Below are 13,186 nucleotides of genomic sequence, written 5' to 3' on the forward strand. Positions count from 1 at the left end.
GGGGTCTTGGCCCGCTCGGAGAGCGATACGAAACCGGCCAGGGGCCTTCTGGGGCGTCTGCGGCGGGGCAAGAAGGAACGCGCGCAGGCCGAGGCCTCCGCCGCGCGGGCCACTGCCGCCGCGCAAGCGCGCAAGAAAAGCCTGTACAAGCCCGAGCGGCCTCCGGAAAAGCCCATCGACCCGGCCTGGCCGCCCCACCGGGTGCGTCTGATGGACCGCCTGTGGGGCATGGGCCACAGCCTGCCAGGGGGCGACGAGTACATCCTGGAACAGTTCCGCGTCTTCTCGCCGTCGAGTGCCATGTCCATGCTGCAGGTCAACGCCGGCATGGGCGGTGACGGGCGCTCGCTGGCGCTGAACTTCGGCACCTGGGTGACCAGCATCGAGGTGTCCGAGCCGCTGGTCGAGAGCGGCATGAAGGAAAGCTACAAGCACGGGCTGGAGAAAAAGGCGCCGGTCATATCCTTCAATCCAGAGCGCATGAAGGTCCGGCCCAACGGCTTCGACGTCGTGTTCTCGCGCCTCGGGCTGCACCGGCTGCCGGACAAGGAAAAGACCATCGAGCAGATGTGCGCCGGCGTAAAGCCGACCGGTCACCTGCTGCTGATCGAGTTCATGCCCGGCGACAAGCCGGATGCGGGCGCGCTGGAGCACTGGGCGGAAAACGAGCCCTCCCGCCCCCATCTCATTCCCGGTCCGCGCCTGGCCGAACTGATCCGGGCCGAGGACATGGACCTGCGCGTGGTTCAGGACGTCAGCCCCGACTACCGGAAGATGGTGATGCAGGGTTTCGCCACGCTCATGGCGGGCATCAAGAAGAGGCACCTGCAGGAAGACCGGGAACTGGGCGTCGCCCTGATGCGCGAGGCGGAAATCTGGATGCGGCGCCTGGCGCTGATGGATTCCGGGGTGCTGAAAATCGTGCGCTTTCACGCCATCGCCCCGGCCAGCAAACGCAAGAAGAAGAAACAGCCGGACGTTTCATGATTTTCCTGCCGGAAGCGGGCGGAAAAGCCCCATTCCGGCGTTGACACACCGGGGGCGCGACCGTATGGTGCGCGCTCTCTTTTGATCGGAACCCAGGGCTTCGAGGAACTGGTTATGAAGGTGCGCAACTCTCTTAAGTCGGCCAAGACCCGCGACAAGAACTGCCGCGTCGTGCGTCGTAAAGGCCGTGTCTACGTCATCAACAAGAAGAACCCGCGTTTCAAGGCCCGCCAGGGCTGAGGACAACGGCGGCCGCCATGGCCGCCGGCGGGGCCGGCCCCGGTCCGGGATCGGTCTTCTTCGTCGACAGGACACGAAAAAGCCGCGCGAAAGCGCGGCTTTTTCGTTTGTATGGTGAGCATAAAGCCTTAACGCATTGCTCGGCATTGTTTCGGCACCCCCTTCCCCCATATGATGTCCACAAGGACCGCCGAAACGACGCGGCCGCATCAACCAGGGAGGAGCCGGCATGAAAATGCCCGCGCCGGACCAGGGCACCATCGCCCGCCGGTCGGAAATCGTCGAGGCCCTGCGCCGCATCGTGCCCGGCGAAGGTGTCATCGTCGACGAAGACGAGCTTCAGGCCTACGAGTGCGACGGCCTGACCGCCTACAAGCAACTGCCGCTGCTGGTCGTCCTGCCCGAAACGACGGAACAGGTCAGCCGCATCATGCGCTGGTGCCACGAAAACAACGTGAAGATCGTTCCGCGGGGCGCCGGGACGTCGCTGTCGGGCGGCTCGTTCCCGCTGGCCGACGCGGTGACCATCGGGCTCGGCAAGTTCAACAAGATTCTGGACGTCGACTTCGACAACCGCACCGTGGTGGCACAGCCGGGCGTGACCAACCTGGCCATCACCAGCGCGGTGGCGCACGAGGGCTTCTATTACGCGCCCGACCCCTCCAGCCAGATCGCCTGTTCCATCGGCGGCAACGTGGCGGAGAACGCCGGCGGCGTGCACTGCCTGAAATACGGCCTGACCACCAACAACCTGCTGGGCCTGGAAATGGTCCTGCCCGACGGCGAGGTCGTGCGCCTGGGCGGCAAGCACCTGGACGCCGGCGGCTACGACCTCATGGGCATCGTCACGGGGTCCGAGGGAATGTTGGGCGTCATCACCGAGTTGACGGTCCGCATCCTGAAAAGCCCCGAGACCGCAAAGGCAGTCCTCATGGGCTTTCCGTCCAACGAGCAGGCCGGCGACTGCGTGGCCGACATCATCGGCAACGGCATCATCCCCGCCGGGCTGGAGATGATGGACAAGCCCGCCATCCGAGCGGCGGAAGACTTCGTCCACGCCAACTATCCGCTGGACGTTGAGGCGCTGCTCATCTGCGAGCTGGACGGGCCGGCGGCGGAGGTCGGGCACCTGATCGAGCGGGTGGAGCAGATCGCCAAGGATAACGGCGCGACGGAACTTCGCGTCTCCCGCGATGATGCCGAGCGCGCCACCTTCTGGGCCGGGCGCAAGGCCGCCTTCCCTGCCGTCGGACGCATCAGCCCCGACTACCTGTGCATGGACGGCACCATCCCCCGCAAGGCGCTGCCCGAGGTGCTGCGGCGCATGCGCGAGATGTCCGACAAGTACGGCCTGCGCGTCGCCAACGTCTTCCACGCCGGCGACGGCAACCTGCATCCGCTGATCCTGTTCGACGCCAACCAGCCCGACGAGCTTGAAAAGGCCGAAGCCTTCGGTGCCGAGATCCTGACCATGTGCGTGGAGGTCGGTGGCGTGCTGACCGGCGAGCATGGCGTCGGCATCGAGAAGCGCGACCTGATGCCGGTGATGTTTGGCGAGGACGACATCAAGCAGCAGCAGCGCATCAAGTGCGCCTTCGACCCCGACCACCTGGTGAACCCGGGCAAGGTCTACCCCACGCTCCACCGCTGTGCCGAATTGGGCAAGCTGCACGTCACCGGCGGCCGCCTGCCGTTCCCGGACATCCCGCGTTTCTGAGGCCCGATGACCACCGACATCGTCACCCCCGAAACCGCCGACCAGGTGCGCGACATGGTCGCCTGGGCGGTGGACAGCCAGACACCGCTCAACGTCCAGGGACACGGCTCCAAGGCCAGGCTGGGCCGCGCCGTCAACATCGGCACGACGCTGGACCTCTCGCGCCTGTCGGGCATCACCGAGTACAGCGCGCCGGAACTGGTGCTGACCGCCAAGGCCGGCACCCCCATGACCGACGTCTACGCCGCGCTGACCGAGGCGGGGCAGCACCTTGCGTTCGAGCCGCCGGACCTGACCGGCTTGCTGGGCGGCGACCCCGGCCGGGGAACCCTGGGCGGGCTGGTCGCCACAAACCTGGCCGGGCCGCGCCGGGTGCAGGTGGGCGCGGCGCGCGACCATTTCCTGGGCTGCCAGGCGGTCGGCGCGCGTGGGGAAATCTTCAAGGCCGGCGGCAAGGTGGTGAAGAACGTCACCGGCTTCGACCTGTGCAAGCTGCTGGCGGGCTCCTACGGCACGCTGGCGGTGATGACGGAGCTGACGCTCAAGGTCCTGCCTGCGCCCGAGGATACGCGGACCGTGTTGGTCCTGGGCGCCTCCGACGCCGACGCGGCCAAATGCATGAGCCGGGCGCTCACCTCCAGCCATGAGGTTTCGGGCGCCGCCCACCTGCCCGCCTCCGCTGCCAGCGCCTGCGACGCCGGGGCCGTGTCCTCGCGCGGGACGTCGGTCACCCTGATCCGCGTGGAAGGCCCCGGCCCATCGGTGGAGTATCGCGCCAAGGCGCTGTGCAAGGAGTTGGCGGACTTCGGCGAGACGGTGGAAGTCGGCCCCGGCGAGAGCCGCCTGGCCTGGGCCGCCGTGCGCGATGTCCAACCGCTGACCGAGCCGCTGGACCGCCCGGTGTGGCGGATCTCCGTCGCGCCAACCGAAGGGCCGGGCGTGGTCGACGCCCTGCGCCGCCAGGGCGGCACCGTGGACTGCCTCTACGACTGGGGCGGTGGCCTCGTGTGGCTCAGCCTGGAGAACGGCGATGTGGCCGGGCAGGCCGAACGGGTACGCAACGCCGTCGCCCACGCCGGCGGCGGTCATGCGACGCTGATACGCGCCGCGGCGGACGTGCGCGCCGCCGTGCCCGTCTTCCACCCCCAGCCCGAGCCACTGGCCGCCCTGTCGCGCCGCCTGAAGGACAACTTCGACCCGGCGCGGGTGCTCAATCCGGGCCGCATGGCCGAGGGACTCTGATTTCATGCAGACGAAGTTCACGCCTGAACAGCTCCAGGACCCCGCAATCCAGGAGGCCGACTCCATCCTGCGGAAATGCGTCCACTGCGGCTTCTGCACGGCCACCTGCCCCACCTACGTGCTGCTGGGAGACGAGTTGGACAGCCCGCGCGGGCGCATCTACCTCATCAAGGACATGCTGGAGAACGACAAGCCGGCCAGTGAAAAGGTGGTCAAGCACATCGACCGCTGCCTGTCCTGCCTGTCGTGCCTGAGCACCTGTCCGTCGGGCGTCGACTACATGCACCTGGTCGACCAGGCCCGCGCGCGGATCGAGGAGACCTACACTCGCCCGCCCATGGACCGCCTGACGCGCGCCATGCTGGCCTTCGTCATGCCCAACACCAGCCGCTTCCGCGCTGCCATGACCGCCGCGCGCCTGGGCCGTCCCTTCGCCGGCATCATGCCCAAGCAGCTGCGCACAATGCTGGAGCTGGCGCCGGGCAAGCTGCCGCCCATGACGAAGACCAACAAGCCGGGCACCTTCAAGGCCGCCGGACCGCGCCGCAAGCGCGTCGCGCTGTTGCTGGGCTGCGTGCAGCCGGCGCTGGACCCGCGCATCAACGACGCCACCGTGCGGCTGCTCAACCGCCTGGGGATCGAAGTGGTCGCGCCGCCGGAGGCCGGCTGCTGCGGCGCCCTGGTCCACCACATGGGCCGCGAAGCCGAAGGCCAGGACTACGCGCGGAACAACGTGCGCGCCTGGATGAAGGAGATCGAGGGCGACGGCCTGGATGCCATCGTCATCAATGCCTCGGGCTGCGGCACGACGGTCAAGGACTACGGCCACATGCTGTCGCGCGACCCGGCATGGGCGGAGAAGGCGGCGAAGGTGTCCGGCCTGACCATGGACATCAGCGAATTCCTGACGAGCCTGGACCTGCCGGAGCCCAAGATCGACGTCAGCGGCCTGACGGTCGCCTATCACTCCGCCTGCTCTCTCCAGCACGGCCAGCAGGTCAAGCTGCCGCCCAAGCAACTGCTCAGCGGGGCGGGCTTCAAGGTGAAGGACGTGCCGGAGGCGCATTTGTGCTGCGGCTCGGCGGGCACCTACAACCTCACCCAGCCGGAAATCGCGGGCAAGCTGCTGGCGCGCAAATGCGCCAACATCGAATCGGTAAAGCCCGACGTCATCGCCGCCGGCAACATCGGCTGCATGACCCAGATCGGCCAGGGCACCCACATCCCCATCGTCCACACGGTGGAGCTTCTGGATTGGGCCCACGGCGGACCGAAGCCGGCGGGGATGACGGGGGCCTGAAGCCCGCGAGGCACCGCTGACAGGACTGCGGCAGGCTGGGTCACACCGGAGGCGGATCCCGGCTTTCGGTGGGCCGCACAAAAAAAGGGGCGACGGCATGAAACCGGCGCCCCTTTTTCTTCATCGGCGAGCCGGGCTACTTCTTGATGATCACCCACAGCGCGTGGATGATGCCCGGAATGTAGCCCAGGATCGTCAGGATCACGTTGATCCAGAAGTGCTTGCCGAGCCCGACCTCGAAAAACACGCCGAGCGGCGGCAGGATGATTGCCAGGATGATGCGGATGATGTCGCCACCGGTACTATCGCCGGTGCCGGTGTTGTGGCGTCCGTCGGCCATGGGAACCTCCGTGATTCCGTGCGTTTGCAAGTCGGCATAGTAACGGCCGGAGGCCCCACCGTGTTCGCGGGTTGCCGAGTCTGAACGCAAGCCCGCGCCGTCAGCGCCGCAGTTCGATCTCCACGCCCGGCTCGCCGCTGAACTCCACCAGGATGTCCTCGTCACGGACGATATACTGGCAGGCCAGGCGGTAGGGCGGCGGGACGTCGTTGGTCTCGGCCTCGTACAACTGGTCCTTGGTCAGCTTGCCGTTGACGGAGAGCGTCAGCTTTTCCTTGTCGGTCAGCGTGATCGCCATGGGCTTCTTGTCGCCCAGCGTCGTGATCTTGACGAGGCACGCGCCGCACGCGCCGTCCTGGCACTGGAGGGGAATCGGAATCTCGTGGCGCTTGGCGAGCGCCAGGATGGTGGAGGTGTCGCCGGCAACCGCGTAGACGGTGGCGTCTCGCGGCATGGCAGGGCTGGAAAAAGTGACGTTCGCCATGGAAAACCTCATGCGCTCCAGGGGTCCGGGAATATGGACGTCTCGCCGGTCCTGAGGGGAGTCGCCAAGGATTTGCATATTTTTTGGGCGCAGGCGCGGCAGGGCCTATTATCTCATCATTTTTCGGGTTATCAAGGATGCCGTCATGCGGACGCGTCGACGGTGCCGAGCGTGCCCCCAGGCTCGACCGGCGACGGCGCCGCGCGCCTCATGATGAAAGAGACCTGATCGATGACGCACATCGTCTTCTACGGCAAGCCGGACTGCCCGGCCAACGCGCGCCAGCGCAAGCAACTGGAGGCCGCGGGCCACACGCTGGAGGTCCGCGACCTGACGGCCGAGCCCTGGACGGCCGACACCCTGCGGCCCTTTTTCGCCAGCCGCCCGGTGAACACCTGGCTGAACAAGCTGCACCCCAAGGTGCGCACGAACGCCATCGACCCGGACGCGCAGACGCCGGAAAAGGCGCTGGCCCACATGATCGCCGACCCGACGCTGATCCGCCGCCCGCTCATGGCAGCCAAGGGCGAGATGCGATTCGGCTTCGATCCGGTGGCGGTGGATGAGTGGATCGGTCTGCGGCCCAAGGCCCAGGGCCCGTCGTGCGACGAGAAGCACGCGCAGGGCCGCTGCGACCACGGCCACCACCAGTTCCCGAAGGCGAGTTGAGCGCGATCTGACGACGGGGCGGCGGACCCGACTAGCGGCTTTCCGCCGCCTGCCCGGCGCCGTCCCGGCGGGCGTTCCAAGCTTCGCGGCGCTTGTGTTCGAGCACCGAGAACACCGTGCGGGCCAGCAGCATGGTGGTGCACAGCAGCGTGAGCGACAGCCAAGGCGTGGCGGCGGGGCCAAGGACCATCAGCTCCGCCGTCAATTCGACCGATGCGACAAGCAGGCCGATGACCAGGCTTTTCAGCCAGGCCGGCGGACCGAGATCCGGTTCGGGGGCGGGAGGCAGGTTCTGAGGCATGAGGCTCATCCTCGGCGATGCGTTTGGAAACCTACGCGCGACCCTCCCGAAGGATCATTTCCGGGCTTGTCAGCCTTTCGGCGCGTCCGGGTCCCGCCCCTCCGAGATCATGTTGCGGCGGCGCCGAATCCAGACCTCATAGGCGAGGAAACCAAGTCCCAGCCCGACGCCGATCCCCAGCGACCGCCACCACCGGGGCTCCACACCGCCGAAGATCAACTCCAGCGTCAAGGCCAGCGCCGCCCCCACCAGCGCGATGACCACCGCCTTCAGGAAGGGCGGCGGCCCGTATTCGGCGGGCGGCGCCGCCGTGGGCTCGGTCTGCTTCGGGTCGCGGGCGGTCATGGGCGGCTCTCCGGTTCTTGCAACGGGGCGACAGTGTCGTCGGCTGCGCCGTTTGCGCGCAAGGAAAACCACGCCGCGACTCGGACCAGACCGTCTTGACCTTCCACCGACTGGAACGGCTACCTATGTTGCCGGAAGACGCCGGGGCCAACCCGGCCCGCATGGGAGATTCTGACGATGCGCAAACCCGCCGCCATCCTGTCCGCCGCCGGCCTGGCGCTCGGCCTGGGCATTTCCGCCTTGCATGCCGAGCCGGCACAGCACGGCACCATGACCGTCTACAAGGACCCCAACTGCGGCTGCTGCGGCGCCTGGGTCGACCACGCCCGCGCCGCCGGCTTTGACGTGGAGGTCCGCGAGACCCAGGACATGCACCTCGTGAAGGGCATGTTCGGCGTGCCCGATGAGCTGGCATCCTGCCACACGGCCACCATCGACGGCCATGTGGTCGAGGGCCATGTGCCCGCCGACACGCTGGCGCGTTACCTGGAGGACGCGCCGGAGGGCGCGAAGGGCCTCGCCGTGCCCGGCATGCCCGTCGGCAGCCCCGGAATGGAGCAGGGCGGCTATACCGAGCCCTATGACATCGTCACATTCGAGGCGGATGGCGACACGACGGTCTACGAAAGCCGCAACTGACGCCTTTTCTGGAACGTGAAGACGGCGCGCCATCCCCTTGATGGCGCGCCTTTTTGCGTGTGCGGGTGGCTGGCGGCAGGAGTGGATGCCAGCTTTCGAGGCTGTAGAGAAATCCGCCGACGTTTTCCCGACGAGGGCACCGCAGGATGGTTAGGACCATATGTGGATTTCTGCTTCGCAGGAATGACGGGTATCCGCTTGTTGTCATTGCAAGAAACCCGTCACCCCAGTGAAGGCTGCGGTCAACATACGTGCCCGCCGCCCTGCCCCGGACGCGCCAAAGCAGGGGCTACTGCGCCGTCCAGCCGCCGTCCATGGGCAGGGAAACGCCGGTGATGCCGTCGGCGGCTTCCGAGCACAGAAAGACGCACATGGCGGCCAGGTTCTCGGGCATGACGAAGCGCTGGGACGGCTGCTTTTCGCTCAGCAGGTCGCGGATGCCCGCGTCCTCGTCGCCGCCAAATTTCTCCGCCCGCGCATCGATCTGGGCCTGAATCAGCGGTGTGCGCGTCCAGCCGGGACAGATGGCGTTGCAGGTGATGTGGTGCTGAGCGTTTTCCAGCGCGACCACCTTGGTCATGCCCACCAGCCCGTGCTTGGCCGCCACGTAGGCCGCCTTGTCCTTGCTGGCGACCAGCCCGTGGACCGAGGCCGTGTTGATAATGCGGCCCCAGTTGCGCGTCTGCATGCCGGGGATGGCCGCGCGCATGGTGTGGAAGCACGACGACAGGTTCACGGCGATGATGGCGTCCCACTTCTCCACCGGGAAATCCTGGATGGGCGCGGTGTGCTGGATGCCGGCGTTGTTGACCAGGATGTCGACGGCGCCCAGGTCCGCCTCCGCCGCCGCCACCAGGTCGTGCGCCGCCTGCCCGTCCGACAGGTCGGCATGGCGGTAGAGGGCACGGACGCCGAACTCGTCCTCGATGCCCTTGCGCGCCGCCTCGATCTCGGCGGCGTCGCCGAATCCGTTGAGCATGACGTTGGCGCCTTCCTTGGCCAGCGCCCGGGCAATGGCAAGCCCGATGCCGCTGGTCGATCCGGTCACGACCGCCGATTTGCCTTTCAGCACCTGTGCGTCCTCCTTTCCTGTCAAAGCGTTGGGGTGACGTGTTTACTTCTTGAAGAAACTTTCGGCGCCTTCGCGGGCCGCCTTCTTGCGTCCGATGACCTCGCGCGTGCGGGCGATTTCCGCCTCCAGGTCCTGGATGTGCTCTTCCAGCCCCTCGATCGACATGCCCTCCAGGTCCAGGGCCTTGGGCACCGGGCGTTTGGGTTCCAGATCGTCGGGATTGATGACCATGGCGTTGTCTCCGCGAGTGAAGTCGGCGCTTGCCGAACTGGTGTCGGACACACTACCAGACAACAGGCCCCGGAACACAAGCAGGAGGACCCCATCATGGCGCCCACCATGTCATGCATCGAGATCGCCGAGCCCGGCGGACCCGACGTGCTCAAACCCGCCACGCGCCCCCTGCCCGAGGCGGGCCCCGGCGAGGTGCTGATCCGCGTCGCCGCCGCCGGCGTCAACCGGCCCGACGTGATGCAGCGCCAGGGCCTCTACCCGCCGCCCAAGGGCGCCTCCGACATTCCCGGCCTGGAAGTGGCCGGCACCGTGGACCGCATCGGCGAGGGCGTCACCTCTGTCAGCCCCGGCGACAAGGTCTGCGCGCTGCTTTCGGGCGGCGGCTATGCCGAATACGCCACCACGCCCGACGACCTCTGCCTGCCGCTGCCCAAGGGGTATGACATGCTGTCGGCGGCGGCCCTGCCGGAAACCTTTTTCACCGTGTGGCACAACGTGTTCCAGCGCGGAGGGCTGAAGGCCGGCGAGGCGTTCCTCATTCACGGCGGCACCAGCGGCATCGGCACCACCGCCATCCAGCTTGCCAAGGCCTTCGGCGCCACCGTCTTCGCCACGGCCGGCTCCGATGAAAAATGCCAGGCCTGCCGCGACCTAGGCGCCGACCACGCCATCAACTACCGGGAAGAGGATTACGTCTCGGTGGTGCGCGAAAAGACCGGCAAGGGCGTCGACGTCATCCTGGACATGGTCGGCGGCGACTACATCGGCCGCGACATGAAGGCCATGGCGCCGGAAGCGCGCCACGTCTCCATCGCCTTTCTGAAAGGATCGAAGGTGGAGGTGGACCTGATGCCCATGATGCTCAAGCGCCTGACCTTCACGGGCTCCGTCCTGCGCTCGCGCCCCACCGAGGACAAGGCGGCCATCGCCAAGGACCTGCGCGCGAAGGTCTGGCCGCTGCTCGACCAGGGCAGGGTCAAGCCGATGATCCACAAGGTCTTTCCCCTTGCCCAGGCGGCCGAGGCTCACCACTTGATGGAAAGCAGCGCGCACATCGGCAAGATCATGCTGACCACCGGCGACTGAGCCCTTGCCCAGCGCGCATGGCGGTTGAGTCTGGCGGCGGAATACCGTAAACGAACAGTCTCATTTCGCATTCATACCCCAACCCGTTTGTTTGGAAGGAAGTCCCATGGCGCTGCCGCTCATGCCGAAGGCAACGGCCGTCTGGCTGGTGGAGAACACGGCCCTCACGTTCGATCAGATTGCCGAGTTCTGCGGCATGCACGAGCTTGAGGTGCAGGCCATTGCCGACGGCGAGGTCGCGACCGGCATCGTGGGCGCCGATCCCATCGCCAATGGGCAGCTCTCGCGCGAGGAGATCGAGCGCTGCGAGAAGAATCCCGACGCCCGCCTGAAGCTGCGCGTCAGCGACATTCCGACGCCGCAGCAGCGGTCGAAGGGCGCGCGCTACACGCCCGTCTCCAAGCGCCACGACCGCCCGGACGCCATCGCCTGGCTGCTCAAGCACCACCCGGAGCTGTCGGACGCGCAGCTGTCCAAGCTGATCGGCACTACCAAGCCGACCATCAACGCGGTGCGCGACCGCACCCACTGGAACTCGGCGGCAATCAAGCCGCGCAACCCGGTGACGCTGGGCCTGTGCAGCGAGCCAGACCTGGAAAAGGCGCTCATCATCGCCGCCCCGCGCCGCAAGCAGCTTGAAGCCGAACACGCGCCCGAGCCCGAGGTGCAGCCCGTGCAGATGGACGAGCCCAGCATCGAGCAGGTGTTCGGCCGGGACGCGCAGCACGGCGATCAGGCGCCCGAGCCCGAGGAGATCAACCCCGAGGACGTGTTCGAGTCCCGCTCCCCCGGCGAGGAATAAGGCCCGGCGCCGACAGCGCCGACCGACCGTGGAAAAAGCCGCCCCGCGATCGGGGCGGCTTTTCTTATTCCTGCGTCATGCCCCGTCGGGTTCCGGCGGGACGATGGTTTTCAGCAGGCGCGGCGGCACGGGCTCGCGCAGAACATCCTCGCCCAGGCGGCGCAACGCCGTCTCCAGCCCGGCAAGGTCCAGCGACGCCGGCGGGGCTGCTTGAAAACCCGTGCCGTCGTCGTCCAGGGCCTTCTCGGCCTCCCGGCTGTCGTGCGGTACGTCCGCCCCGGTCCAGCGCGTCAGCCCCCGCGCCGAGACCGCCATCTCCATCAGCGCGTCGCGCAGCGCCGACCTGGGCACGTCTCGCCAGGACAAAGCCTCGCCCAGGCTCTGATAGATGTAGAAGGCCGCGACGCCAGGATAGCGTCGACGCGCCGCGTCCAGGGCGCGGCTGACAAGCGGGTGCATGCTCACGCGCCGGTCGGTGTCCTCCACCTCCTCGTCCAGAAGCACGAGGGCCTGCTCCAGCTTCGCTGCAAGATCGATCAACGGGTCGTCGATCATGATCGATGTCTCCACACGGATGCTGAGTTTACGTGCTGCGTCGCGCCCGTGGATCAGGACCATCAGAATTTTCTGTTTCATGAAAAAGATTGTGGCGCCGCCCAGCGTTCAAGGCGGCGCCACGGACATCCACATGGTCGCGCGGCGATCAGGCCGCGGTGGCCCGGAGCATCCAGGCGGTCTTGTCATGAGCCGCCATGCGCCCGTTCATGAGGTCCTCGGTCACCGTGTCTTCCGCCTGATGGCAGAGGGAGACGACATCCTTGCAGGCGCGGCTGAGGGCCTCGTTGTCCTCGGCCAACTGGCGGACCATGTCCATGGCATCGGGCGCCTTGCGCGTGTCCACGATGTCGGACATGCGCAGGAAATCCGACAACGAACCCGGCGCGACAAAGCCCAGGGCCCGGATGCGCTCGGCGACCTCGTCGACGGCATCCTGAAGGTCCTGGTACTGCTCCTCGAACATTTCGTGCAGACTGTGAAACTGGAGGCCCGTGACGTTCCAGTGGAAGCCGTGGGTCTTGCCCAGCAGCACGTAGGAATTGGCCAAAACCTTGGCGAGGCCGTCGGCCAGGCGCTTGCGGTGTTCCTCGGGAACGCCGATGCGCACGTCCATGCGTTCGGCGGAGGGGGTCAGCGGCGTGTCGTCGGGCATAATGCCTCCTCGCGGCTCGGTTCGACAGGACAACCGGCACCGGGGTGCCGGCCGCTTTCTGCCCGGGGCTACGGGAGGGCCCGCCGCGGCGGATCACGATAAAATCGGACGACCGGCTCAGGCCAGCATGTCGAACAACGGGCTGTCGGCCGGTACGCCGTTGGCGCCGCGCAGGCTCATGACCACCTCCTGGTCCACATTTCGCACCTCGTAGGCGAAGGCAGACCCGCTGTAAGAAAATAATAGTTGTCTTCATAAAGAGGGCGCTGGAAGTCACTGATATTATGGAATATCCATTATTGGATGCGCCTAAGAAGTAGAAATAGTTATCTTCTCCGATAGCGATATCACTGCCTTGTCTGCTTCGGAGGGATGGTCTCGGTCACACCATGCAGGTTCACAAGCCGTCATGGACGGTGGTCGGCCGGTCTTGCCGATCGACGAGGCTACGGTTTCACGTATCGCTCAATTTGAATCGCTGCATGGCGCGGCGCCGGTCGAGTTTCTCCGTGCGAACG

General features: G+C 66.8%; 18 protein-coding genes. 10 read left to right on the forward strand and 8 right to left on the reverse strand.

The features are described 5' to 3' along the window. The first annotated feature begins 6 nt into the window (after nucleotides 1-6). From LG334_RS12605 to glcF, 5 genes are all read left to right on the forward strand, one after another. The gene (locus LG334_RS12605; RefSeq protein WP_404378597.1) at nucleotides 7-987 is read left to right on the forward strand and encodes a class I SAM-dependent methyltransferase; all 981 of its coding nucleotides are present in this window, start codon (nucleotides 7-9) and stop codon (nucleotides 985-987) included. 114 nt (nucleotides 988-1,101) lie between these two features. Continuing rightward, nucleotides 1,102-1,227 (forward strand): type B 50S ribosomal protein L36, encoded by a 126-nt coding sequence (ykgO, locus tag LG334_RS12610; RefSeq protein WP_009542735.1) that lies wholly within the window; start codon nucleotides 1,102-1,104, stop codon nucleotides 1,225-1,227. Between the two features lie 229 nt (nucleotides 1,228-1,456). Continuing rightward, nucleotides 1,457-2,944: an FAD-linked oxidase C-terminal domain-containing protein gene (locus tag LG334_RS12615; protein ID WP_404378599.1), complete on the forward strand. Its 1,488-nt coding sequence runs from the start codon at nucleotides 1,457-1,459 to the stop codon at nucleotides 2,942-2,944. Between the two features lie 6 nt (nucleotides 2,945-2,950). Further along, nucleotides 2,951-4,186, forward strand: coding sequence for a glycolate oxidase subunit GlcE (gene glcE / locus LG334_RS12620; protein WP_404378600.1), 1,236 nt, complete (start codon nucleotides 2,951-2,953; stop codon nucleotides 4,184-4,186). 4 nt (nucleotides 4,187-4,190) lie between these two features. Further along, nucleotides 4,191-5,486, forward strand: a complete 1,296-nt coding sequence (glcF, locus tag LG334_RS12625) for a glycolate oxidase subunit GlcF (protein ID WP_404378601.1) — start codon at nucleotides 4,191-4,193, stop codon at nucleotides 5,484-5,486. A 136-nt stretch (nucleotides 5,487-5,622) separates the two neighbouring features. On the opposite strand, the gene LG334_RS12630 is transcribed toward glcF, so the two are convergent. Together LG334_RS12630 and LG334_RS12635 are read right to left on the reverse strand one after the other, a co-directional pair. Beyond that, nucleotides 5,623-5,826 (reverse strand): YqaE/Pmp3 family membrane protein, encoded by a 204-nt coding sequence (locus LG334_RS12630; protein ID WP_009542739.1) that lies wholly within the window; start codon nucleotides 5,824-5,826, stop codon nucleotides 5,623-5,625. 100 nt (nucleotides 5,827-5,926) lie between these two features. Then, nucleotides 5,927-6,310 (reverse strand): 2Fe-2S iron-sulfur cluster-binding protein, encoded by a 384-nt coding sequence (locus LG334_RS12635; protein WP_404378602.1) that lies wholly within the window; start codon nucleotides 6,308-6,310, stop codon nucleotides 5,927-5,929. A gap of 33 nt (nucleotides 6,311-6,343) precedes the next feature. Between LG334_RS12635 and LG334_RS12640 the strand changes: the two genes are divergently transcribed. Both LG334_RS12640 and LG334_RS12645 read left to right on the forward strand, forming a co-directional pair. Then, nucleotides 6,344-6,538, forward strand: coding sequence for a hypothetical protein (locus tag LG334_RS12640; protein WP_404378603.1), 195 nt, complete (start codon nucleotides 6,344-6,346; stop codon nucleotides 6,536-6,538). A gap of 3 nt (nucleotides 6,539-6,541) precedes the next feature. Next, a complete protein-coding gene (locus LG334_RS12645; RefSeq protein WP_404378604.1) occupies nucleotides 6,542-6,979 on the forward strand; it encodes an ArsC/Spx/MgsR family protein in 438 nt (145 codons plus the stop codon). Between the two features lie 31 nt (nucleotides 6,980-7,010). On the opposite strand, the gene LG334_RS12650 is transcribed toward LG334_RS12645, so the two are convergent. Further along, nucleotides 7,011-7,280 (reverse strand): hypothetical protein, encoded by a 270-nt coding sequence (locus LG334_RS12650; RefSeq protein WP_404378605.1) that lies wholly within the window; start codon nucleotides 7,278-7,280, stop codon nucleotides 7,011-7,013. A 69-nt stretch (nucleotides 7,281-7,349) separates the two neighbouring features. Then, on the reverse strand, nucleotides 7,350-7,625 hold the full coding sequence (locus LG334_RS12655) for a hypothetical protein (RefSeq protein ID WP_404378606.1): 276 nt from the start codon (nucleotides 7,623-7,625) through the stop codon (nucleotides 7,350-7,352). 177 nt (nucleotides 7,626-7,802) lie between these two features. Here LG334_RS12655 and LG334_RS12660 point away from each other — a divergent pair, with 177 nt between their 5' ends. Then, nucleotides 7,803-8,264 carry a DUF411 domain-containing protein gene (locus tag LG334_RS12660; RefSeq protein WP_404378607.1) on the forward strand — a complete coding sequence of 154 codons (462 nt, stop codon included), beginning with the start codon at nucleotides 7,803-7,805 and terminating at the stop codon, nucleotides 8,262-8,264. A 289-nt stretch (nucleotides 8,265-8,553) separates the two neighbouring features. Here LG334_RS12660 and LG334_RS12665 read toward each other — a convergent pair whose 3' ends face one another. Both LG334_RS12665 and LG334_RS12670 read right to left on the reverse strand, forming a co-directional pair. Further along, the gene (locus tag LG334_RS12665; protein ID WP_404378608.1) at nucleotides 8,554-9,336 is read right to left on the reverse strand and encodes a 3-hydroxybutyrate dehydrogenase; all 783 of its coding nucleotides are present in this window, start codon (nucleotides 9,334-9,336) and stop codon (nucleotides 8,554-8,556) included. 42 nt (nucleotides 9,337-9,378) lie between these two features. Continuing rightward, a complete protein-coding gene (locus LG334_RS12670; RefSeq protein WP_404378609.1) occupies nucleotides 9,379-9,567 on the reverse strand; it encodes a DUF1192 domain-containing protein in 189 nt (62 codons plus the stop codon). A 96-nt stretch (nucleotides 9,568-9,663) separates the two neighbouring features. Here LG334_RS12670 and LG334_RS12675 point away from each other — a divergent pair, with 96 nt between their 5' ends. Both LG334_RS12675 and LG334_RS12680 read left to right on the forward strand, forming a co-directional pair. Next, nucleotides 9,664-10,656: an NAD(P)H-quinone oxidoreductase gene (locus tag LG334_RS12675; RefSeq protein WP_404378610.1), complete on the forward strand. Its 993-nt coding sequence runs from the start codon at nucleotides 9,664-9,666 to the stop codon at nucleotides 10,654-10,656. Nucleotides 10,657-10,762: 106 nt separating this feature from the next. Beyond that, on the forward strand, nucleotides 10,763-11,458 hold the full coding sequence (locus LG334_RS12680; RefSeq protein ID WP_404378611.1) for a DUF1013 domain-containing protein: 696 nt from the start codon (nucleotides 10,763-10,765) through the stop codon (nucleotides 11,456-11,458). Nucleotides 11,459-11,533: 75 nt separating this feature from the next. Here LG334_RS12680 and LG334_RS12685 read toward each other — a convergent pair whose 3' ends face one another. Next, complete coding sequence (locus tag LG334_RS12685) at nucleotides 11,534-12,094, reverse strand: hypothetical protein (protein ID WP_404378612.1); 561 nt, start codon at nucleotides 12,092-12,094, stop codon at nucleotides 11,534-11,536. A gap of 67 nt (nucleotides 12,095-12,161) precedes the next feature. Continuing rightward, entirely contained in the window at nucleotides 12,162-12,668 is a 507-nt protein-coding gene (locus LG334_RS12690; protein ID WP_404378613.1) for a Dps family protein, read from the reverse strand. Between the last annotated feature and the right edge of the window lie 518 nt (nucleotides 12,669-13,186).

It is taken from the genome of Caenispirillum salinarum (assembly GCF_044803115.1).
In the GTDB taxonomy this organism is placed as follows: Bacteria; Pseudomonadota; Alphaproteobacteria; order Rhodospirillales; family Rhodospirillaceae; genus Caenispirillum; species Caenispirillum salinarum_A.

Coding starts and splice junctions, on each gene's coding strand:
- ykgO (WP_009542735.1), top strand. CDS start 1,102: ATGAAGGTGCGCAACTCTCTTAAGTCGGCCAAGACCCGCGACAAGAAC.
- LG334_RS12690 (WP_404378613.1), bottom strand. CDS start 12,668: ATGCCCGACGACACGCCGCTGACCCCCTCCGCCGAACGCATGGACGTG.
- LG334_RS12645 (WP_404378604.1), top strand. CDS start 6,542: ATGACGCACATCGTCTTCTACGGCAAGCCGGACTGCCCGGCCAACGCG.
- LG334_RS12675 (WP_404378610.1), top strand. CDS start 9,664: ATGGCGCCCACCATGTCATGCATCGAGATCGCCGAGCCCGGCGGACCC.
- LG334_RS12635 (WP_404378602.1), bottom strand. CDS start 6,310: ATGGCGAACGTCACTTTTTCCAGCCCTGCCATGCCGCGAGACGCCACC.
- LG334_RS12615 (WP_404378599.1), top strand. CDS start 1,457: ATGAAAATGCCCGCGCCGGACCAGGGCACCATCGCCCGCCGGTCGGAA.
- glcE (WP_404378600.1), top strand. CDS start 2,951: ATGACCACCGACATCGTCACCCCCGAAACCGCCGACCAGGTGCGCGAC.
- LG334_RS12680 (WP_404378611.1), top strand. CDS start 10,763: ATGGCGCTGCCGCTCATGCCGAAGGCAACGGCCGTCTGGCTGGTGGAG.
- LG334_RS12660 (WP_404378607.1), top strand. CDS start 7,803: ATGCGCAAACCCGCCGCCATCCTGTCCGCCGCCGGCCTGGCGCTCGGC.
- LG334_RS12650 (WP_404378605.1), bottom strand. CDS start 7,280: ATGCCTCAGAACCTGCCTCCCGCCCCCGAACCGGATCTCGGTCCGCCG.
- glcF (WP_404378601.1), top strand. CDS start 4,191: ATGCAGACGAAGTTCACGCCTGAACAGCTCCAGGACCCCGCAATCCAG.
- LG334_RS12655 (WP_404378606.1), bottom strand. CDS start 7,625: ATGACCGCCCGCGACCCGAAGCAGACCGAGCCCACGGCGGCGCCGCCC.
- LG334_RS12685 (WP_404378612.1), bottom strand. CDS start 12,094: ATGAAACAGAAAATTCTGATGGTCCTGATCCACGGGCGCGACGCAGCA.
- LG334_RS12630 (WP_009542739.1), bottom strand. CDS start 5,826: ATGGCCGACGGACGCCACAACACCGGCACCGGCGATAGTACCGGTGGC.
- LG334_RS12670 (WP_404378609.1), bottom strand. CDS start 9,567: ATGGTCATCAATCCCGACGATCTGGAACCCAAACGCCCGGTGCCCAAG.
- LG334_RS12640 (WP_404378603.1), top strand. CDS start 6,344: ATGGACGTCTCGCCGGTCCTGAGGGGAGTCGCCAAGGATTTGCATATT.